Below are 19602 nucleotides of genomic sequence, written 5' to 3' on the forward strand. Positions count from 1 at the left end.
CAGTGGCCTCCGGTAGGTTCCGAAGGACAGGGATCTACCAGGGGGCGACAGCACATGGATGACCTCGCGACCGCACCGGACCTGGACGCGGCGATGGACCGGTACCGGGTCGAGCTCACCGGTTACTGCTACCGGATGCTCGGTTCGTCCTTCGACGCGGAGGACGCCGTCCAGGACACCTTCATCCGCGCCTGGCGGAGCTACGAGAAGTTCGAGGGCCGCTCCTCGCTGCGCTCGTGGCTCTACCGGATCGCCACCAACGTCTGCCTGGACCTGCTGACCGCGGGCAACAAGCGGGCCCGGCCGATGGATCTGACGGCCCCCCAGCACCAGGCGTCGGCCGTGCTCAACGAGCGCCCGGAGGTCACCTGGCTGGAGCCGGTCCCGGACGGCCGGGTGCTGCCGCAGCACGCCGACCCGGCGGAGCTGGCGCTGGCCAAGGACTCCGTCCGGCTGGCCTTCGTGGCGGCCCTCCAGCACCTGCCGGCCAAGCAGCGCGCGGTGCTGATCCTGCGCGAGGTCCTGGCCTGGAAGGCGGACGAGGTCGCGCAGCTGCTGGACACCACGGTGGCATCGGTGAACAGCGCCCTGCAGCGGGCGCGGGCCACGCTGGCGGCGCGCCCGCCGCGCGAGAGCAGCCCGGCCGACCCGCTGGACGCGGACCAGAAGGACCTGCTGGGGCGCTATGTGGCGGCGTTCGAGGCGTACGACATCAACGCGCTGGCCTCGCTCCTGCACGAGGACGCGGTGCTGTCGATGCCGCCGTTCGACCTGTGGCTCCAGGGCCCGGCGGACATCGCGGCCTGGCACCTGAACCAGGGCATCGGCTGCAAGGGCTCGCGCCTGGTGGCGACCACGGCGAACGGCCTGCCGGCCTTCGGCCAGTACCGCCCGGACCCCTCCGGCCCGGGCCACACCCCGTGGGCCCTCCAGGTCCTGGAGATCTCAGACGGCCGCATCACCGGCCTCAACGCCTTCCTGGACACCGCCCGCTGGTTCCCCCTGTTCGGGCTCCCCGAGCGCCTCCCCTAACCCCACGAGGTCCAGCAGGCCGCGCAACGGGGGCGCGGCCCGCACCCGGACCAGGGCGCCCGCGTAGCGGGCGGTGAGGGCGGCACGGCCGAGAGCGTTCACGGCGCCGAGCGTGGGCGCCAGCCCCGTCGCGTCGAGCACCAGCCGACGGGGCCCGTCCCGGCACAGCGCACGCACGCACGCACACCACCGGACGGCATCGGGCTCGGGTCCTTCCAGGACCAGGGTTCGGGTCTCCACGAGGGGTAGACCCGGGGCCCCGCCGGAACTCATCGGCGGGGCCGGAGGCTGCCTATGGCCGGGGGAAGCCGAACGTCTCGATCGTCAGATCGAACGGCTTCGGCAGGTGGACGGCCTCGCCGAACGCTCCCGCCCACAGAATGCGGTACTTGCCGTCCTCGGGCTCACCGAAGAGATGAATCGTGGGCCCTTCGGTCGCATGAGGGTCGATGAGGAGGTAGAGCGGAACGCCTGCCGCGGCATAGCCGTTGAGCTTGGAGACGCGGTCATGGACGGCGTTCGACCTGGACGTGACCTCTACGGCGAGTTCGGCGGTGGCAGCGGGTACGAAGTTGCCTCCGTCCAGAACCACATCGTCGGGCACCACCACCAGGTCGGGGATGTACAGCCCGCTCCGGCTCGGGACGGCCACATTGAGGGTTTGGTAGATCTGCCAATCATCCGGGATCGCCGTGTAGAGGCGACGTTGCACCGCGGCAGCGATGTAGTTGTGGTGGTTGACGGGCGGTGGTGACACGGTGACGATCCCCTCGATGATCTCCACCTTGCAGCCCTCCGGCGCGTCCGTCTCCTCCCAGAGGCGGACCGCCAGATCCCAGTCGTCGCCGCCCGTGGGCTGAGGCTCGACTGCGAGTGCGCTCATGGTGTGCTCCTCATTCGGTTCGTCACCGATCCCAGCATGCCGAACGGGACCGGCGCAGGTCCACCGGTCCCGTTCACCCGAACATGAGTATTCAGATCACGAGGTCACGCGATGCGGTCCAGCACGATCGGCGTGGCCGTGAAGGAGGTCCCCGCCGGGGCGATGTCGTACGTGCCCTCCAGGGAGGCCAGCGCGTACGCGAACTTCTCCGGGGTGTCCGTGTGCAGCGTCATCAGCGGCTGGCCGGCGGTGACCGTGTCACCCGGCTTGGCGTGCAGCTCGACGCCCGCGCCCGCCTGCACCGGGTCCTCCTTGCGCGCGCGGCCGGCGCCCAGGCGCCAGGCGGCCACACCCACGCCGTACGCGTCCAGGCGGGTGAGGACGCCCGAGGAGGGGGCGGTCACGACGTGCTGCTCGCGCGCCACCGGAAGGGCCGCGTCCGGGTCGCCGCCCTGCGCCGCGATCATCCGGCGCCACACGTCCATCGCGGAGCCGTCGGCCAGGGCCTTCGCCGGGTCGGCGTCCTTGACGCCCGCCGCCTCCAGCATCTCGCGGGCCAGCGCGATGGTCAGGTCGACCACGTCCGCCGGGCCGCCGCCCGCCAGCACCTCGACCGACTCGCGGACCTCCAGCGCGTTGCCCGCCGTCAGGCCCAGCGGGGTCGACATGTCGGTCAGCAGCGCCACCGTCTTCACACCCGAGTCCGTGCCCAGGCCCACCATCGTCGAGGCCAGCTCGCGCGCGTCCTCGATGTTCTTCATGAAGGCGCCGGAGCCGACCTTCACGTCCAGCACCAGCGAACCGGTGCCCTCGGCGATCTTCTTCGACATGATCGAGGAGGCGATCAGCGGGATGGCCTCGACGGTGCCGGTCACGTCGCGCAGCGCGTAGAGCTTCTTGTCGGCGGGCGCGAGGCCGTCACCGGCCGCGCAGATGACCGCGCCGGTGGTGTCCAGGACGTGCAGCATCTCCTCGTTGGAGAGCAGCGCGCGCCAGCCGGGGATGGACTCCAGCTTGTCCAGGGTGCCGCCAGTGTGGCCCAGGCCCCGGCCCGACAGCTGCGGTACGGCCGCGCCGCACGCGGCGACCAGCGGGGCGAGCGGCAGGGTGATCTTGTCGCCCACGCCGCCGGTGGAGTGCTTGTCGGCGGTGGGGCGGGACAGGGACGAGAAGTCCATCCGCTCGCCGGAGGCGATCATCGCGGCGGTCCAGCGGGCGATCTCGGTGCGGTTCATCCCGTTCAGCAGGATGGCCATGGCCAGCGCTGACATCTGCTCGTCGGCCACGACACCGCGGGTGTACGCGTCGATGACCCAGTCGATCTGCTCGGGGCTCAGTTCACCGCGGTCACGCTTGGTGCGGATGACGGAAATGACGTCCATGGCAGTTCCTTCCGTACACGTTCGGTACGTGCGCGACTCTACGCGCGTTGAGAGGGGAAACGGGGGCGGCCCCCGCACGGGGGTGCGGGGGCCGCGGGGGAAGCACTAGCGGAGGTGGTCCGGGCCGAAGGCCTGCGGCAGCATCGCGGCGAGCGGCAGGACGCCCTCCGGGGTGTCGACCAGCAGCTCGGGGCCGCCGAACTCGAAGAGCAGCTGGCGGCAGCGCCCGCACGGCACGAGCAGCCCGCCCTTGCCGTCCACGCACGTGAAGTGCGTCAGCCGGCCGCCGCCGGTCGCCTGGAGGTGCGAGACCAGCCCGCACTCGGCGCACAGGCCCAGGCCGTAGCTCGCGTTCTCGACGTTGCAGCCGATGACCACCCGGCCGTCGTCCACGCGGGCGGCGACCCCGACCGGGAAGCCGGAGTAGGGGGCGTACGCCCGGGACATGGCGTCCCGGGCGGCCTCCCGCAGGGCCTCCCAGTCGAAGTCGGTCGCCAGGGTCATTTTCCTTGGCCCTTGCGGTACGGCATGCCGTCGGCCTTGGGCATCCGTAGCCGTTGTGCGGACAGGGCGAGGACGAGCAGCGTGGTGACGTACGGCGCGGCCTCGACGAACTGGCTGGGCACCGAGTCGGTCAGGGCGTACCAGACGAACATCGCCACGGCGAAGAACGCGGCGACGGCCGCCTGCACGTACTTCTTCTTGTACAGCTGCCAGGCGAGGGCCAGCACCAGCAGGATCGCGATGAGCAGCAGCATGGCGTGCACGTTCTCGGCGCCGCCGCGCAGCTTCAGGCTGTACGTGAAGCCGAACAGGCCGGCACCCAGCGCCATGCCGCCCGGCATCCAGTTACCGAAGATCATCGCGGCGAGACCGATGTAGCCGCGGCCGCCGGTCTGGCCCTCCTGGTAGATGCCGGTGGAGACGATCGCGAGGAACGCACCGCCCAGACCCGCCATCGCACCGGAGACCACCACGGCGATGTACTTGTACTTGTAGACGTTGACGCCCAGCGACTCCGCGGCGATCGGGTTCTCGCCGCAGGAGCGCAGCCGCAGGCCGAAGGCCGTGCGCCACAGCACCCACCAGGTGGCGGGGATCAGCAGGATCGCGACGACGGTCAGCAGCGACAGGTCCGTGACCAGACCGCCGAGCACGCCGGCGACGTCGGAGACCAGGAACCAGTGCTTGCCCTGGAGTGTGGCCAGCCAGTCCGACAACCCCGGGATCGTGATCTCGGTGATCGGCTCGATGCGCGGGGACTGCTTGGAGGAGCCGCCCTCGGCCTTGTCGAAGGTGAAGTTCGACAGGTACTGCGTGAAGCCGATGGCCAGGATGTTGACCGCCACACCGGAGACGATGTGGTTGACGTTGAACGTCACGGTGATGATCGCGTGCAGCAGACCGCCGAGGGCGCCGCCGACCAGGCCCATGAGGACACCGGTCCACGGACCCCACTGGTAGCCCGCCCAGGCACCGAACCAGGTGCCCAGGATCATCATGCCTTCGAGACCGATGTTGACCACACCGGCCCGCTCGGCCCACAGGCCGCCCAGACCCGCCATGGCGATCGGGACGGCGAGCTGGAGCGCTCCGGAGACCTGGCCGACCGAGGTCAGGTCCTCGGCGCCGGAGATGACCCGGACCAGCGAGATCAGGGCGAGGCCGCCCGCGATGATCAGCAGGATCCAGGGCAGGGTGAGCTTGCGGCGGCCGCCGCCCTTGGGCGCGGCGCTCGTCGCGGAAACGGTGCTGGTGCTCACGCCGCGACCTCCTTGTCGGTCTTGATGGCGTGGCCGGCGGCCAGCTCCTCGCCGACCTTCTGCTGCTGGCGGCGGATGCCGTAGCGGCGGACGAGCTCGTAGCTGACGACGACCGCGATCACGATCAGGCCCTGCATGATCGTGCCGATTTCCTTCTCGTAACCGGCCGAGTCGAGACCGGCGGACGCCTTGTCGATGAAGGCGATCAGCAGCGCGGCGAAGAAGATGCCGACGGGGCTGTTGCGGCCCAGCAGCGCGACGGTGATGCCGGTGAAGCCGATGCCGAGCGGGAACGACAGGTTGTACGTGTGGGACTCGCCCAGCAGCAGCGGCATACCGGCCAGACCGGCGACCGCGCCCGAGATGAGCATCGACGTCATGATCATCTTCTTGGCGTCCACACCGGAGGCCTGCGCGGCGGACTCGCTGGCGCCGGTGGCGCGCAGGTCGAAGCCGAAGCGGGTGCGGTTGAGGACGAACCAGTAGACGATGCCGAGCGCGAAGGCGACGAAGGTGAAGCCGTAGATCTCGAAGCCGCCGGCGGTGGTGAGCGCCGGGAACCAGCCGGACTCGGGGATCTCACCGGTGGTCACGTCGTTCGAGCCGGGCAGCTGCACGCCGAGGTTCTTCGGCAGGATCAGCCAGGCGATCAGCGAGGTCGCGATGGCGTTGAGCATGATCGTGGAGACGACCTCGCTCACCCCGCGCCGGGCCTTGAGCAGGCCCGCGATACCGGCCCAGAAGGCACCGGCCAGCATGGCCACGATCACGATCAGCAGGATGTGCAGCGGACCCGGCAGCTCGACCGAGGCGCCGACCACGGCGGAGACCATCGCCGCGAGGCGGTACTGGCCGTCCACACCGATGTTGAAGAGGTTCATCCGGAAGCCGATGGCGACGGCCAGGGCTGCCAGGTAGTAGATGCCGGCCTGGTTGAGGATCAGGACCTGTACGTCCTCGTAACCGCCCTGCTCCACGAGGATGCGCAGCGGCTCGACCGGGTTCACACCCGAGACGGCCAGCACGATCATCGTCAGCAGGAACGCGCTGACCAGCGCGAGCGCGGGACCGGCGAAGCCCAGGAGCAGCCGGTCCTTGTCGAATTTCTTCATCGGGCCTCGTCCTCCGTCGTGTCACCGTCGGCAGCGACAGAGCCTTCAGGGTGGTCGTTCGTGGCTTCCAGGTGCCCGCGCGCGGCGCCCGTCATGGCGGTGCCGAGCTCCTCGGGCGTGATGGTCGCGGGGTCGGCGTCGGCGACCAGGCGGCCGCGGTAGATGACCCGCAGGGTGTCGGACAGGCCGATGAGCTCGTCCAGGTCGGCGGAGATCAGCAGCACGGCCAGGCCCTCGCGGCGGGCCTCGCGGATCGCGTCCCAGATCTGCGCCTGCGCGCCGACGTCCACACCGCGGGTGGGGTGCGCCGCGATCAGGAACTTCGGGTTGTGGCTCATCTCGCGGCCGACGATCAGCTTCTGCTGGTTGCCGCCGGAGAGCGAGGCCGCGGTGACGTCGATCCCGGGCGTGCGCACGTCGTACTCGCGCACGATCCGCTCGGTGTCCTTGCGGACGGCCTTCGGGTCGAGGATGCCTCGCTTGGAGTTGGGCGCCTCGGTGACGTGACCGAGGATCCGGTTCTCCCAGAGCGGGGACTCCAGCAGCAGGCCGTGGCGGTGACGGTCCTCGGGGATGTACCCGATGCCGCCCTCGCGGCGCCCCCGCACCGTGGTCTTCGTGATGTCGGTGCCGTCCAGGCTGATGACACCCGCGTCGGGGCTGATCATGCCCATCAGGGCCTCGATCAGCTCCGTCTGGCCGTTGCCCTCGACACCCGCGATCCCGAGGATCTCGCCCTTGTGGATCGTGAGGCTGATGTCGTCGAGCAGAAGGCGGCCCACCGGGACGGCCGACTCGTGGACGTAGGTGTCGCTGTCCGGCAGCGGGCTCGGGGTGGACACCTCGGGCGCGGTGATCGTGCCGGACTCGGCCACGGTCAGGCCCTGGACCTGGAGCATCGGGACGTCCGTCACGGTGGACTCGCGGGTCTCCGGCGACGGCAGCTCGGCGCCGACCATCAGCTCGGCGAGCTGCTTCGTGGTGGCCGTCTTCGGGTCGGCGGTGCCGACCGTGGTGCCGCGGCGGATGACGGTGATGTCGTCCGCGACCTTCAGCACCTCGCCCAGCTTGTGCGAGATGAAGATGACGGTGAGGCCCTCGGCCTTGAGCTCGCGCAGGTTGCCGAAGAGCGCGTCGACCTCCTGCGGCACGAGCACGGCGGTCGGCTCGTCGAGGATGAGGGTCTTCGCGCCGCGGTAGAGGACCTTGAGGATCTCCACGCGCTGCCGGTCGGCGACACCGAGGTCCTCGACCAGGACGTCCGGGCGCACGCCGAGGCCGTACGCGTCCGAGATCTCCTTGATCTTCTTACGGGCCTTGGCACCGATGCCGTACAGCTTCTCGCCGCCGAGAACGACGTTCTCCAGGACGGTGAGGTTGTCGGCGAGCATGAAGTGCTGGTGCACCATGCCGATGCCGCGGGCGATGGCGTCGCCCGGGTTGTTGAAGGAGACCTGCTCCCCGTCGATGGTGATCGTGCCCTCGTCCGGCTTCTGCATGCCGTAGAGGATCTTCATCAGGGTCGACTTGCCGGCACCGTTCTCACCGATCAGGGCGTGGACCGTGCCCTTGCGAACGGTGATGTCGATGTCCTTGTTGGCGACGACGCCGGGGAAACGCTTGGTGATGCCGTGCAGTTCGACGGCGGGGGGGCTGGACGCGGTGATGACGCACTCTCCTTGGCGCGAAGGAGCGGGAAGGCGGGGGACAGGGCGGGGAGAGAAGGTATCGCGTCCACGATGCCTCTACGCGCGTAGCACTGTCGAAAGTGAAAACTTGTGGCCAAGTGGCCACCCAACACAACGCGGTGCGGGGCCCGGGAGCGGCAGAGCCGCTTCCCGGACCCCCGAGACCGTTCGAGCCGGTCGGGCCGTCCCTTACGGGGCGGTCTTGACGACGATCTTCTTGGCGATGATGTCGGCCTTGGCCTTCTCCACCGCGGCGGTGAGGTCGGTCATCTTCATGTACTCGGGGTTGGACGTGGCCAGGCCGACGCCCTCCTTGTCCAGGCCGTAGCGGATCTCACCGGTCTGCGGCTTGCCGTCCTCGACCGACTTGATCAGGTTGTAGACCGCGTCCTCGACGTCCTTGGTGACGGAGGTGAGGATCTTCTCCTTGTACTTGGAGAGACCGGCCTGGTTGTACTGGTCGGAGTCGACGCCGATGGCCCACTTGCCCTCGGTGGCGGCGGCCTCGATCGCGCCGGAGCCGGCGAGACCGGCGGCGGCGTAGATCACGTCGGCGCCGTTGGACAGCTGGCCCTTGGCGGCGGCCTTGCCGAGGTCGGGCTTGGCGAAGCCACCGAAGTCCGGCGGCTGCGACAGGTAGGCCGACAGCACCTTGGCGTTGGGGTTGGTGTCCTTGACGCCCTGGGTGAAGCCCGCCTCGAACTTCTTGATCAGCGGAACCTCGACACCGCCGATGAAGCCGACCGTGCCGGTCTTGGACGCCTTGGCGGCGGCGACGCCGGCCAGGTAGGAGCCCTGCTCCTCGTTGAACACCATGTTGGCGACGTTCTTGCCGGTCACGGAGGTGTCGTCGATGATGCCGAACGTGGTGTTCGGGAACTTCTCGGCGACCTTCTTGATGGCCGGGGCGTACGCGAAACCAACACCGATGACCGGGTTGTTGCCCTTGCGCGCGAGCTCGGTGAGGCGCTGGACCTTGTCGGCCTCGCTCTCGCCCTCGGTGGGCTCGGCCTCGGCGCCCTTGATCTTCAGGTCCTTCTCGGCCTTGGCCAGACCCGCGTACGCGGCGTCGTTGAAGGACTGGTCGCCACGGCCGCCGATGTCGTAGGCGATGGCGGCGGACTTCGCCTTCGAGTCGGGGGACCCGGACTCGGAGGAGGAGGTCGACGACTTTCCGCCACACGCGGTGGCGGACAGGGCGAGGGCCGCGGACGCGAGGCCCACGGTGGTGATCCTGGTGATCCGGCGCAAGGGGGGCTCCTTCAAAACCGACCGAAGCGCCACTGACCGGCGCTGGTTTCGCGGCGATCGTAACGCGCGTAGATGTCAGTTAAAGGGCCGTTCATGAGTCGTTATCGGATCGTCGCGAACCGGACAGTGACCGGTTGGTGACAGCTCTCCTCTCCAGCCCTTGTGTACCAAGGGCTGGACAGGTAGGACGGCGGACCCGCCGATGGTGTACGGAATATTTACCGGACCGGCCTCGCACGGCGTCCGTCGAGCAGGGCGGCGGCCGTGAAGAACTCCACGCCGACGGCGATCGCGGCCTCGTCGACGTCGAAGTCGCCGCGGTGCAGGTCCCGCTTCGCGGTGTCCCCGGGCGTACGGACGCCGAGGCGGGCCATCGCCCCCGGCACGTGCTCCAGGTACCAGGAGAAGTCCTCGCCGCCCAGGCTCTGCTCGGTGTCCTCGACCGACTCCGGCCCGCGCCGGGCCGTCATGGCCTCCCGCAGCAGCTCGGTGACGACCGGGTCGTTGACCACCGGCGGCACCCCGCGGACGTGGTTGATCTCGAACTTGGCCCCGTGCATCGTGGCGACCTCGTCGATCGCCGCCAGGATCAGGTCGGGGGCCTCGTGCCAGGCGTTCAGGTCCAGGCAGCGCACGGTCCCCGACAGCTCGGCGTGCATCGGGATCACGTTGCAGGCGTGCCCGGCCTCGATCCGGCCCCAGGTGACCGACATCCCCGAGCGGGCGTCCATCCGGCGGCTCAGCAGGGCCGGCACGTCCAGGGCCACCCGGGCGGCCGCGGTGACCAGGTCGGTGGTCAGGTGCGGGCGGGCGGTGTGGCCTCCGGCGCCGGCCAGGGTGACCTCCAGCCGGTCGCAGGCCGAGGTGATGGGCCCCGGCCGCAGCCCGATCCTGCCCGCGTCCACGCGCGGGTCGCAGTGCACCGCGATGATCTGCCCGACCCCGTCCAGGACCCCCGAGTCGATGGCCTCGGTGGCACCCCCGGGGAGCACCTCCTCCGCGGGCTGGAAGAGCAGCCGTACGGGCCGGGGCAGCAGGCCCTGGCGGTCCAGCTGGGCCAGCACCAGGCCGGCGCCCAGCACGGCGGTGGTGTGCACGTCGTGGCCGCAGGCGTGGGCGCGGTCGGGCACGGTGGAGCGGTAGGGCACGTGGGTCTTGGCGTCGGGGATGGGCAGGGCGTCGATGTCCGCGCGCAGGGCCAGCATGGGGCGCAGGGCGGCCGCCCGCGGCGCGCCGGTGCCCTCGTAGCCGCCCCGCGCGCCGGGTTCCTCCCAGGTGCCCACGTCACAGATCAGTCCCGTGCCGGACTTCAGCACCCGTGGTCGCAGGCCGGCTTTCTCGAGCCGGGCCTTGATCGCGGCCGTGGTGCGGAACTCCTGGTGTCCGAGCTCGGGATGCATGTGCAAGTCCCGGCGGAACGCGATCAGTTCGGCACGCAGGTTCTCCGGGAGCTTGCCGGGCAGCTCGGGCTGGGCGGGCTTTCCGGGCAGGGCGGTCTGGGACTCGCGGGACATCAACTGGTTCACCTGTTGAAGAGTAGGCGCACCTATGGGCCAACTGCCGGGTGATCACAAAAACTTCAACCCGTTCGGGGCGAAAAAACCGTCCTGCTGGCGCATGCCTGCGGTCGGCCGGGGGTAAACTCCGCCGCTCACCCGGCCGCGGGGGCCGCCGTCGCGGGAAGTCTGCGCACATCACGGGCGGTGTCGGTGACGCCGGCGAGGAACGTGCGCGCCCGGGGAGAGGCGTTCCCGGTGAGCCAGGCCGGGTCGACGTCGCAGACCGCCACCGTCACACCGGTGCCGGAGAGCGCGTACGGCAGAGTGTGGACCACCGTGGACGGAAAGCTGACGATCGTACGGCCCACCGGGCCGCGCCGGGCGATCAGCTCCAGCGGCAGGTCCGGCCGGACGATCTCCAGTCCGGTGGCCTCACTGAGCGCGCGCAGCTTCTCGGTGGACTCGCGGCGGTGCGCGAAGTAGCGGGTCGCGCCGTGCGCCTCGGTGAGGGCCCGGACGGCCGCCAGGTAGCGGTCGGGGTCGACCACACCGGTCTCCACCAGCGAGGTCCCCACCAGGTCGGTGCCCTTGGTCAGGCGCGGCGGGCCGAACCGGGAGCGGGTCCAGCCGAAGTCGTTGACCCGCAGCCGCATGCCGTCGAGCGGGGTGACCGGCATCGAGGTGAACAGCTCCACCCCGCGCAGCCGGCGCCGCGCGGTGGCGGAGACCGGCGCGTACGCCAGCTCGCGCGCCCGGCCCAGCGCGCCGCCGCCGGTGCGGTGCCAGCGGCGCAGCCGCTCGCCGCGGCCGAGCTGGGCGACGAACTCCATGGTGGCCGTGCCGTCGTCGACGACGACCAGTTCCTTGGCGCGGGCCGGGACGAGCAGCAGCTGCACGAACCGGGAGAACGGGTCCCCGACCACGATCCGCCCCGCCCGCCGTACGTCGCCCGCGAGGGCGCCGAGCGCCTTGAAGGGCGCGAGGGCGCCGCCGCGGGCCTCCTGCCACTGCACGCGGTGCCCCTCGTCCCGGGCCAGCCCCGCCACCCGCCGCAGCTGCCCGCGCGACATGGGGTCGGTGGGGGGCAGTACGACGATCCGCAGGTCGTCGGCGGGCACGGGGGCGCCGGAGGCACCCTTGGCGGGCTGGCCGGGCACCCCGGGGAGCAGCGGTCCGCGCGGGGCGCGGGCGTGGGCCCATTCCAGCACGTTCAGCAGCTGCACCGGGCTCTCGACGAAGGCCAAGGTGGTGGCAGGGTTCACCGCGTACTCCTCGTGGTCGGGACGGGCGGGGCCGGCCGCGGGTCAGACGGTGGTGAGCGCGGCCTCGGCCTGCTCGGCCTCGGCGACCTCGCCCACGACCCGGCGGAGCTTCTTCATGGGGCCGAGCTCGGACTCGTAGACCTTCTTGACGCCGTCGCCGAGGGCGGTCTCGATGGTGCGGATGTCGCGCACCAGGCGGGCCAGGCCGCCGGGCTCGACGGAGGCGGCCTGGTCGGAGCCCCACATCGCGCGGTCGAGGGTGATGTGGCGCTCGACGAAGGTGGCGCCGAGCGCGACGGCGGCCAGCGTGGTCTGCAGGCCGGTCTCGTGGCCGCTGTAGCCGATCGGGACGTTGGGGTACTCGTCCATGAGGGTGTTGATGACCCGCAGGTTGAGCTCCTCGGCCTTGGCCGGGTAGGTGGACGTGGCGTGGCAGAGCAGGATGTTCTCGCTGCCGAGCACCTCCACCGCGTGCCGGATCTGCTTCGGCGTGGACATGCCGGTGGAGAGGATCACGGTCCGGCCGGTGGCGCGCAGGGCGCGCAGCAGCTCGTCGTCGGTGAGGGAGGCGGAGGCCACCTTGTGGGCGGGGACGTCGAACTTCTCCAGGAAGGCGACGGCCTCGGTGTCCCACGGGGAGGCGAACCAGTCGATGCCCCGCTCGCGGCAGTGCGCGTCGATGGCGCGGTACTCGTCCTCGCCGAACTCGACCTTGTGGCGGTAGTCGATGTACGTCATGCGGCCCCAGGGGGTGTCGCGCTCGATGTCCCACTGGTCGCGCGGGGTGCAGATCTCGGGGGTGCGCTTCTGGAACTTCACGGCGTCGCAGCCGGCGTCGGCGGCGGCGTCGACGAGGGCGATCGCGTTGGCCAGGTCGCCGTTGTGGTTGATGCCGATCTCGCCGACGACGTAGACGGGCCGGCCGGGGCCGGCGGTACGCGGTCCGAGGGTCCGGAGGCGAGCGTTCATGACAGGTGTCCTTCGGTTTGGTACGGGGGTGTGAGCTGCGGGTCCTACGGGGGTTCTGCGGGGGTTCTGCGGGGTCCCGCCCGGGTCGTGCCGAGGGGCGGCGGGGTCCCGCCGGGTCTTACCGAGGGGCGGCGAGGGGTTCGAGCGGGGGGTCGAGCGGGGGTTCCGGCAGGGGGTCCAGCAGGGGTGCCAGCGCGCGGGCGCGCGCCAGGTCGTGCGGGTCGTCGATCTCCAGCACGCGGGCGGGATCGGTGGGTACGGGCAGGGTCCGGCCGAAGAAGCGGTGCCGGGCCCGGCGGAAGCCGGCGGCGTCCATGGCGTACGCGGCGCCGGTCTCCAGCAGGTCCTGGGGACGGTCCTGGCGCCGCGGCCGGGTGGCCTTGTCGTGGTTGACGCCCACGCCGCCGTCCTCGTCGGGAAGGCGCCACAGGAAGCCGTGGAAGGGGGCCACGGTCAGGGCCGAGTCGGCCGCGCCGGTGGCGACGGCGGCGGCGACCGACTCGACGTCGGCGGAGGTCAGGAAGGGACTGGTGCACTGCACGAGGAGGACGACGGCCACCTCGGTGTTGTGCAGCTCCTCGTAGGCGTCCAGCGCGTGCAGCAGGGCCGATTCGCTGGTGGCCGTGTCCCCGGAGATGGCGGACGGGCGGCGCACCACGTCGGCGCCGGCCGCGCGGGCGGCGGCGGCGATGGCCTCGGAGTCGGTGGAGACGACCACGTCGGTGACGGTGGGCGCGGCCAGGCAGGCCCGGACGGCCCGGGTGACCAGGGGGACCCCGCCGACCTCGGCGAGGTTCTTGCCGGGGACGCCCTTGGAGCCGCCGCGGGCCGGGATCACGGCGAGGACGCGCGGCGCGCGGCCGGCGCTCACAGCTCGCCCATCCGCCGGATCAGCGGGGCCACGCGCTGCACGCCGTGCCGGTAGGCGCCGCGCGCCGCGTTCCGCAGCCGCCCGCGCAGGTAGGCGCGCAGCCGGGACTCCCCGGCGGCCGGGCGGACCGCGCCGGGCAGCGGGACGCCGTCGGGCCCGAGGTGGTGCCGGGCCAGGATCCCGGGCAGGTACCCGGGTGCGGTCGTCAGCGTGTAGTACGGGGCGAGCGGCGGCAGCTGCTCCCGCGCGCACAGTTCGGCGACGCGGTCGCGGGCGGCGGTGAAGGCCTCCGGTCCGGCGCCGACGCCCTGCTCGGCCAGCCAGTCGGGGTCGCCCTTGGGCAGCAGGCCCGCGTCGAGCTCGTCCCAGGAGGCCAGGCAGCCGGACCCGAGGAAGTGGTGGTTGCCGAGGGCCTCGCGGATGCCGAGGTCGGTGAGCACGGCGGTCGGGATGGACCGGTGCATCGATTCCAGGGCGGCGGTGGAGGAGACGGTCACCAGCAGGTCGGTGCGGTCCAGGACCTCGCCCATGTTCCCGTACACCAGGCGGCAGTTGGCCGGCAGCCCGTCGGGCAGCTTCTCGGCGAGCCGCTGGTAGGGCAGCTCCTCCAGGTGCGTGGTGTGCTCGCCGGGCCGGCTGCGCAGCTTGACCAGGACCTCGCGGTCGGGGTGCCGGCGGGCGTGTTCGGCGGCCCGGCGCAGCAGGTAGGTGCGGTCGGCGCGGTTCTCGGGCACGGAGGGCTGGGCGGCGAAGACCACGGTGTGGGCGCGGCTGCCGGCGCTCTCGTAGGGCGCGCCGTCGAGGAAGGGCAGCGCGGTCTCGGTGACCGCGCCGGCGTCGGCGCCCACGCCCTCGTAGACGGCGCGGAAGCGCTCCGCGTCGTGCCGGGAGTTGGCGAGGACGAGGTCGGCGCCGTGCCGCAGCAGCAGCCCGTCGGCGAGCTTCTCGTATACGACGCCCACGTATCCGGTGACGATGACGGGCCGCGCGGCGTCGTCGGGCCACAGCGCGCGGGCACCGTGCAGGACGGCCTGGACGGCGCCGCCGACCAGCGCGAGGACGACCACGTCGTACGCCTCGCGCTGGATCTCCGCGAGGAACTCGGCGCAGGTCACCTCGGTCAGCCGGTCTGCCTCCACCCCCACTTCACCGAGTTGGCGCGCGGTGGGCGTGGCACGGCCCCGCAACAGGAATCCGGTGAGGTGTGGTTCGGGCGCGAGGCGACGGGCGGTGAGTGCGCCCCATTTCCATCGCGTATCGGAATCGGCGAGTACGGCGACCCGCTTCGGTACTGGCACGGGCCAGAAACTATGCCGGAATTCCGGTGATCGTCCCAACGATCCATCAACAGCGGGTGAACAACCCGTCGACGAATTGCGAATGCGGACTGGTTAACGGACCCGCCGCCCGCCGTTCACCCGGAATCCTCATTCGGTCCATGATGAATGCTGCGGGGCGTCCTATTCTCTCGCGGGTGCTCAAGCTCTCTGTTGTCGTGCCGTTCTACAACGTGCAGACATACGCACCGGATGCCCTGAAAAGCCTCGAACTCAACGCCCGGGACGACTTCGAGTTCCTGCTCGTCGACGACTGCTCGACGGACGGGACGCCCGAGCTGCTGGAGCACGCCGCGCGCCGGCTGCCCGGCGCGGTGCACCTCAGACGGGAGACCAACGGGGGCCTGGCCACCGCCCGCAACACCGGCCTGGACGCGGCCCGCGGCACGTACGTGACCTTCCTGGACGGCGACGACTGGCTGGCCCCGGGCCACCTGGCCCGGGTGCTGGCCGCCATCGAGGAGCTCGGCTGCGACTTCGTGCGCACCGACCACGTCCAGGTCACCGGCCGCACGCGGACCGTGCAGCGCATTCCGTACGGCCCCCAGGGAGTCGTCGCCGCGCCGCGCACCGCGATCCTGCCGGCCGACCGGTCGTCCTCGGTGGACTATCCGTATGCCTGGGCCGGGATGTACCACCGGCGGTTGCTGGACGCGGGAATACTGCACTTCACGGACGGTTTGCGGACGGCCGAGGACCGGCCGTGGATCTGGCGGCTGCACCGGGAGGCGGCGTCGTTCGCGGCCGTCGGAATGCCCGGAATCTTCTACCGTCGGGGAGTTTCCACCTCCCTGACACAGATCGGCGACGAGCGGCAGCTCGATTTCATCCGCGCATTTGATCAGGTCCTGTCCGAAACGGCCGCGGACCGTGAAGCCGATCTTCTTCTTCCGAAAGCCGTCCGAACATATTGTGCGATTATTTCGCACCACATCGGCTCCCAGGAAAGGTACGAACCGGCCGTGGCCAAAAAACTGCGAGCGCTGTGCGCGGACGCCCTCGGCCGGATGCCGCAGGACGTACTGGCCGAGGCCCTGGACGGGATGGACGCCGAACGCTCCGGGCGCCTGCGCCGGCTGCGCCGCCGCGCCTCGGCGGGGGCGGCCCTCTGATGCCCACGCGCACCACCCAGATCTTCCTGGCGTCCACCCTCTACGGCACGGCCACCCTCGCCGCCGGCATCGACGCCGGCAGCTTCCCCGCCGCGGACCGCCGGATCCTGCTCACCAGCAACAACGCGCTCGTTCCCGAGGTCACCCCGGGCATCGAGGACATGCCGGGCTTCGCGGCCCTGCGCACGCGCTTCGACGAGGTCCTGGACTGGAACCACGTCATCGAGCCCTTCCACCCCAGTTCCTGGGCCCCGCGCGGCGAGGACGTCCCGCTGTGGGAGCGGCAGCTGCGCGCCCTGTGGGGGCTGGGCGAGGACCGTATCGAGCTGATCGTCGAGTCGATCCAGGTCTCCCCCGCGCAGGCCCTGTGCCAGCTCTTCCCCGGCGCCGCCGTCGACGTCTACGCCGACGGCCTGATGAGCTACGGGCCCACCCGCTTCAAGATCGACCCCCAGATCGGCGTCCGGGTCCGGCGCGTCCTGCACCTGGACCTCGTACCCGGCCTGGAGCCGCTGCTGCTGACCGAGTTCGGCGTACCGGCCGAGCTGGTGCCCGGCGAGCTGTTCCTGAAGGTGCTCACGGAGCTGTCCGCCGACGCCCCCGACATCACCGCCGACGCCCCGGCGCTGCTGCTCGGCCAGTACCTCTCCGCCCTCGACCTGCTGCCCGCGCGGGAGGAGGAGGAACTGCACGTGGCGATGGTCCGCGGCGCCCACGCCCTCGGCCACCGCGAGATCGTCTTCAAGCCGCACCCCTCCGCCCCGGCGTGCTACAGCGACCGGGCCGCCGCGGAGGCGGAGCGGCTCGGCATCCCCTTCACCGTCGTCACCGAGCCCGTCCTCGCCGAGGTGCTCTACCAGCGGCTGCGCCCGGCGCTGGTGGTCGGCTGCTTCTCCACCGGCCTGCTCACGGCGGCCACCCTGTACGGGCTCCCGGTCGCGCACACCGGTACCGACGTCATACTGGCCCGGCTCGCCCCGTACCAGAACAGCAACCGGGTCCCGCTGACCGTCGTCGACGCCCTGCTGCCCGCGCTGGCCGACCACGACGCCGTACGCGGCTGGCGGGCCCCCGGCCCGGAGCGGGTCCGCGAGGAACTCGCCGGGCTGGTGACCGCCGTCGGGTTCACCATGCAGCCGCAGGTGCTGGCCGCCCGCCGGCCCGAGGCCGAGCGCTACCTCGCCTCCCGGCTGGACGCGCGCACCTGGCGGTACTTCAAGCGCAAGCGGCTGACCACCCTGGCCCTGCCCGGCGGCATCCCGTCCCAGCTGTCCTTCCTGCGCGGCAGCCCGGTGCTGCGCCGGGCCGTGCGCCAGGCCAAGCGGCTGCGCCGGGCGGCCTCGGGACGAGGGCGGTGACCTCGCTCGACGCGAGCGCCGCGGCGCGCGACGAGGCACGGTCCCCCGCGGGGGAACGGCCCGGCCAGGACCCAGCCGGCGGTGCGGGCGGGCGCGCGGGCGGCCCGCCGCGGCTGGCCGCCCTCGACGGGCTGCGGCTGCTCGCCGCGCTGATGGTCGCCGGCTACCACTACGGCGGGCGCGACGGCGAGGTGGCCAGGGCCTGGGGCGCCTCGCCCCGGGAGCTGTTCCCGACGGCGTCGGGCTGGTTCGCGTACGGCTGTCTCGGCGTCCAGATCTTCTTCGTGATCAGTGGCTTCGTGATCTGCATGAGCGCCCGGGGCCGCCGTACGCGCGCCTTCGCCGCCTCGCGCGCGGCCCGTCTCTACCCCGCGTACTGGGTGGCGATCGGCCTGGTGACGCTGGTGGCGTACCCGACGGTGTCCGCCTCGGACCTCCTGGTGAACCTGACCATGCTCCAGCAGCCGCTGGGCGCGGACCGGGTGCTCGGGGTGTGCTGGACGCTCTGGGCCGAGCTGCGGTTCTACGTGCTGTTCGCGCTGTGCGTGGTGCTGCCGGGCGGCGGCCGGCGCCGGACCCTGCTGTTCTGCGGGGGCTGGCTGTTCGCCGCCGCGCTCGCCGACGCCTCCGACCACGCGCTGCTGACGGAGGCGCTGATGCCGCAGTACGCGCCCTTCTTCGTCGGCGGCATCGGCCTCTACCTCCTGCACCGCGACCGCCGCGACGCGCTCGCCTGGTGCGTGACCGGGGCGGGCTGGCTGCTCGGGCAGCACTACGCGGTGGCGGGGCTGTGGCACGCGCCGGACCCGCGGTTCTTCTCGTACCGCAGCGCGCTGGTGATCGTGGCCGTGGTGACGGCGGGGTTCCTCGCGGTCGCGCTGGTCGCGCTGGGACCGCTCGGCCGGTTCGGCCGGTTCGGCCCGGCCGGCGGCCGGTGGCTGATGGCGGCGGGGGCGCTGACGTACCCGTTCTACCTGGTGCACGAGCACCTGGGCTGGACGGTGATCTCCGCCCTGGGGCCGGCGCTGCCGCCGGCCGTCGTCCTCGTGGTCACGGTGGCGCTGATGCTGGGGCTGGCCTGGGCGGTCCACCGCCTGGTGGAACGCCCGCTGACACCGGTGCTGCGGCGGGCGCTCAGCTGACGGCGAGTTTGGCCGCGAAGCCGAGGAAGAGCACCCCGGCGGCCGAGGTCGCACCGGCCGAGAGCCGCCGGCGGCTGCGGAAGGCCGCGGACAGCCGGGTCCCGCCGAAGATCAGCAGCGTCAGGTAGAGGAAGCTGCCGACCTGGAGCAGGGTGCCCAGGACCAGGAAGGACAGCGCCGGGTAGGCGTAGGCGGGGTCGACGAACTGCACGAAGAAGGACACCAGGAAGAGGATGGCCTTCGGGTTGAACAGGCTGATCAGCAGCGCCCGCCGGTACGGCCGCTCCGCCTCCCCCGCGTCACCGGCGACGCCGTCCCCGGCCCCGGCCGGCTCCCCGTCCCGCTCACCGCGCGAGCGCCACAGCGCCCAGGCGCCGCGCAGCATGGCGACGGCCAGCCAGGTCAGGTACCCGGCGCCGAGCAGCTTGACGATCCCGAACACCACGGGGCTGGTCTGCAGCAGCGAGGCCGCCCCGGCCGCGGCCAGCACCATCAGCACGGTGTCGCCGGTCCAGACGCCGGCGGCGGCCCGGTACCCGGTGCGCACACCGCGCCGGGCGGCGACGGAGAGCACGTACAGCGAGTTCGGCCCCGGCAGCAGAATGATCAGCACCAGGCCCGCGAGGTAGGTCGGAAGATCGGTCACACCCAGCATGTCCAGGAGTGTGGCACAAGGTCACTCCTGTCAACACCCCGGTTTCACCGGAGTTCTTCCAGGAGGCTCCGCCCTTGAGGGCGGGGAGGAATGGATCCCTGGCGCGGAGCCGCGAAGCGGCGGAGTTCTCTGCACATCTGCCCTGACCTGCACTCTCTTCCGTTGTCAGTGGGGTCGCATACGTTGATCGTCATGACGGCATCAGCGGTGGGCGACGAGGTGGCCGGGCACGCCCGGTACACCTACCGGCTGCGCATGTCGTCCACCGCGCTCAGCCGGCTCGAGG

At 71.5% G+C, this 19602-nt stretch carries 16 protein-coding genes and 1 pseudogene; 4 read left to right on the forward strand and 13 right to left on the reverse strand.

Going from position 1 to position 19602, the window contains the following annotated elements:
- The first annotated feature begins 54 nt into the window (after positions 1-54).
- A complete protein-coding gene (locus tag ACIPXB_RS30400; RefSeq protein WP_401454986.1) occupies positions 55-1032 on the forward strand; it encodes a sigma-70 family RNA polymerase sigma factor in 978 nt (325 codons plus the stop codon).
- A 292-nt stretch (positions 1033-1324) separates the two neighbouring features.
- Here the strand turns inward: ACIPXB_RS30400 and ACIPXB_RS30405 are convergent, their stop codons facing one another.
- The 12 genes and pseudogenes from ACIPXB_RS30405 to ACIPXB_RS30460 all read right to left on the reverse strand — a co-directional run bounded on the left by ACIPXB_RS30405 (position 1325) and on the right by ACIPXB_RS30460 (position 15010).
- The gene (locus ACIPXB_RS30405; RefSeq protein WP_401454989.1) at positions 1325-1915 is read right to left on the reverse strand and encodes a Uma2 family endonuclease; all 591 of its coding nucleotides are present in this window, start codon (positions 1913-1915) and stop codon (positions 1325-1327) included.
- A 104-nt stretch (positions 1916-2019) separates the two neighbouring features.
- Positions 2020-3297, reverse strand: coding sequence for a thymidine phosphorylase (locus tag ACIPXB_RS30410; protein ID WP_401454992.1), 1278 nt, complete (start codon positions 3295-3297; stop codon positions 2020-2022).
- A 105-nt stretch (positions 3298-3402) separates the two neighbouring features.
- Entirely contained in the window at positions 3403-3801 is a 399-nt protein-coding gene (locus ACIPXB_RS30415; protein WP_401454994.1) for a cytidine deaminase, read from the reverse strand.
- The gene (locus ACIPXB_RS30420) at positions 3798-5060 is read right to left on the reverse strand and encodes an ABC transporter permease (RefSeq protein WP_401454995.1); all 1263 of its coding nucleotides are present in this window, start codon (positions 5058-5060) and stop codon (positions 3798-3800) included. The genes ACIPXB_RS30415 and ACIPXB_RS30420 overlap by 4 nt, the downstream gene beginning before the upstream one ends.
- Positions 5057-6172, reverse strand: coding sequence for an ABC transporter permease (locus ACIPXB_RS30425; protein WP_401454996.1), 1116 nt, complete (start codon positions 6170-6172; stop codon positions 5057-5059). The genes ACIPXB_RS30420 and ACIPXB_RS30425 overlap by 4 nt, the downstream gene beginning before the upstream one ends.
- The gene (locus ACIPXB_RS30430) at positions 6169-7839 is read right to left on the reverse strand and encodes an ABC transporter ATP-binding protein (protein ID WP_401455018.1); all 1671 of its coding nucleotides are present in this window, start codon (positions 7837-7839) and stop codon (positions 6169-6171) included. The genes ACIPXB_RS30425 and ACIPXB_RS30430 overlap by 4 nt, the downstream gene beginning before the upstream one ends.
- 210 nt (positions 7840-8049) lie before the next feature.
- Complete coding sequence (locus ACIPXB_RS30435; RefSeq protein ID WP_401454997.1) at positions 8050-9111, reverse strand: BMP family protein; 1062 nt, start codon at positions 9109-9111, stop codon at positions 8050-8052.
- Between the two features lie 218 nt (positions 9112-9329).
- A complete protein-coding gene (locus tag ACIPXB_RS30440; protein WP_401455020.1) occupies positions 9330-10625 on the reverse strand; it encodes an amidohydrolase in 1296 nt (431 codons plus the stop codon).
- A 137-nt stretch (positions 10626-10762) separates the two neighbouring features.
- On the reverse strand, positions 10763-11872 hold the full coding sequence (locus ACIPXB_RS30445; RefSeq protein WP_401454998.1) for a hypothetical protein: 1110 nt from the start codon (positions 11870-11872) through the stop codon (positions 10763-10765).
- A 42-nt stretch (positions 11873-11914) separates the two neighbouring features.
- The gene (locus ACIPXB_RS30450; RefSeq protein WP_401455000.1) at positions 11915-12841 is read right to left on the reverse strand and encodes an N-acetylneuraminate synthase family protein; all 927 of its coding nucleotides are present in this window, start codon (positions 12839-12841) and stop codon (positions 11915-11917) included.
- 175 nt (positions 12842-13016) lie between these two features.
- A pseudogene (locus ACIPXB_RS30455) lies at positions 13017-13712 on the reverse strand (cytidylyltransferase domain-containing protein); the annotation flags it as partial.
- Entirely contained in the window at positions 13709-15010 is a 1302-nt protein-coding gene (locus ACIPXB_RS30460; protein ID WP_401455001.1) for a DUF6716 putative glycosyltransferase, read from the reverse strand. The gene ACIPXB_RS30460 and the pseudogene ACIPXB_RS30455, both read right to left, overlap by 4 nt.
- Positions 15011-15186: 176 nt before the next feature.
- Here ACIPXB_RS30460 and ACIPXB_RS30465 point away from each other — a divergent pair, with 176 nt between their 5' ends.
- From ACIPXB_RS30465 to ACIPXB_RS30475, 3 genes are read left to right on the forward strand one after another with little or no spacing between them, the layout of a single operon-like run.
- Positions 15187-16161, forward strand: a complete 975-nt coding sequence (locus ACIPXB_RS30465; RefSeq protein ID WP_401455003.1) for a glycosyltransferase family 2 protein — start codon at positions 15187-15189, stop codon at positions 16159-16161.
- Complete coding sequence (locus ACIPXB_RS30470) at positions 16161-17519, forward strand: polysialyltransferase family glycosyltransferase (RefSeq protein ID WP_401455004.1); 1359 nt, start codon at positions 16161-16163, stop codon at positions 17517-17519. Before ACIPXB_RS30465 ends, ACIPXB_RS30470 begins: the two co-directional genes overlap by 1 nt.
- Positions 17516-18661 (forward strand): acyltransferase family protein, encoded by a 1146-nt coding sequence (locus ACIPXB_RS30475; protein ID WP_401455005.1) that lies wholly within the window; start codon positions 17516-17518, stop codon positions 18659-18661. Before ACIPXB_RS30470 ends, ACIPXB_RS30475 begins: the two co-directional genes overlap by 4 nt.
- Here the strand turns inward: ACIPXB_RS30475 and leuE are convergent.
- A complete protein-coding gene (leuE, locus tag ACIPXB_RS30480) occupies positions 18654-19316 on the reverse strand; it encodes a leucine efflux protein LeuE (RefSeq protein WP_401455006.1) in 663 nt (220 codons plus the stop codon). The genes ACIPXB_RS30475 and leuE overlap by 8 nt on opposite strands.
- Between the last annotated feature and the right edge of the window lie 286 nt (positions 19317-19602).

The organism is Streptomyces sp. NPDC090022 (assembly GCF_044748145.1).
GTDB lineage: Bacteria > Actinomycetota > Actinomycetes > Streptomycetales > Streptomycetaceae > Streptomyces.

What these genes read in the sequence shown, in the direction of transcription:
- ACIPXB_RS30400 (WP_401454986.1), top strand. Translation starts at nt 55, where the DNA reads ATGGATGACCTCGCGACCGCACCGGACCTGGACGCGGCGATGGACCGG.
- ACIPXB_RS30405 (WP_401454989.1), bottom strand. Translation starts at nt 1,915, where the DNA reads ATGAGCGCACTCGCAGTCGAGCCTCAGCCCACGGGCGGCGACGACTGG.
- ACIPXB_RS30410 (WP_401454992.1), bottom strand. Translation starts at nt 3,297, where the DNA reads ATGGACGTCATTTCCGTCATCCGCACCAAGCGTGACCGCGGTGAACTG.
- ACIPXB_RS30415 (WP_401454994.1), bottom strand. Translation starts at nt 3,801, where the DNA reads ATGACCCTGGCGACCGACTTCGACTGGGAGGCCCTGCGGGAGGCCGCC.
- ACIPXB_RS30425 (WP_401454996.1), bottom strand. Translation starts at nt 6,172, where the DNA reads ATGAAGAAATTCGACAAGGACCGGCTGCTCCTGGGCTTCGCCGGTCCC.
- ACIPXB_RS30440 (WP_401455020.1), bottom strand. Translation starts at nt 10,625, where the DNA reads ATGTCCCGCGAGTCCCAGACCGCCCTGCCCGGAAAGCCCGCCCAGCCC.
- ACIPXB_RS30450 (WP_401455000.1), bottom strand. Translation starts at nt 12,841, where the DNA reads ATGAACGCTCGCCTCCGGACCCTCGGACCGCGTACCGCCGGCCCCGGC.
- ACIPXB_RS30470 (WP_401455004.1), top strand. Translation starts at nt 16,161, where the DNA reads ATGCCCACGCGCACCACCCAGATCTTCCTGGCGTCCACCCTCTACGGC.
- leuE (WP_401455006.1), bottom strand. Translation starts at nt 19,316, where the DNA reads ATGCTGGGTGTGACCGATCTTCCGACCTACCTCGCGGGCCTGGTGCTG.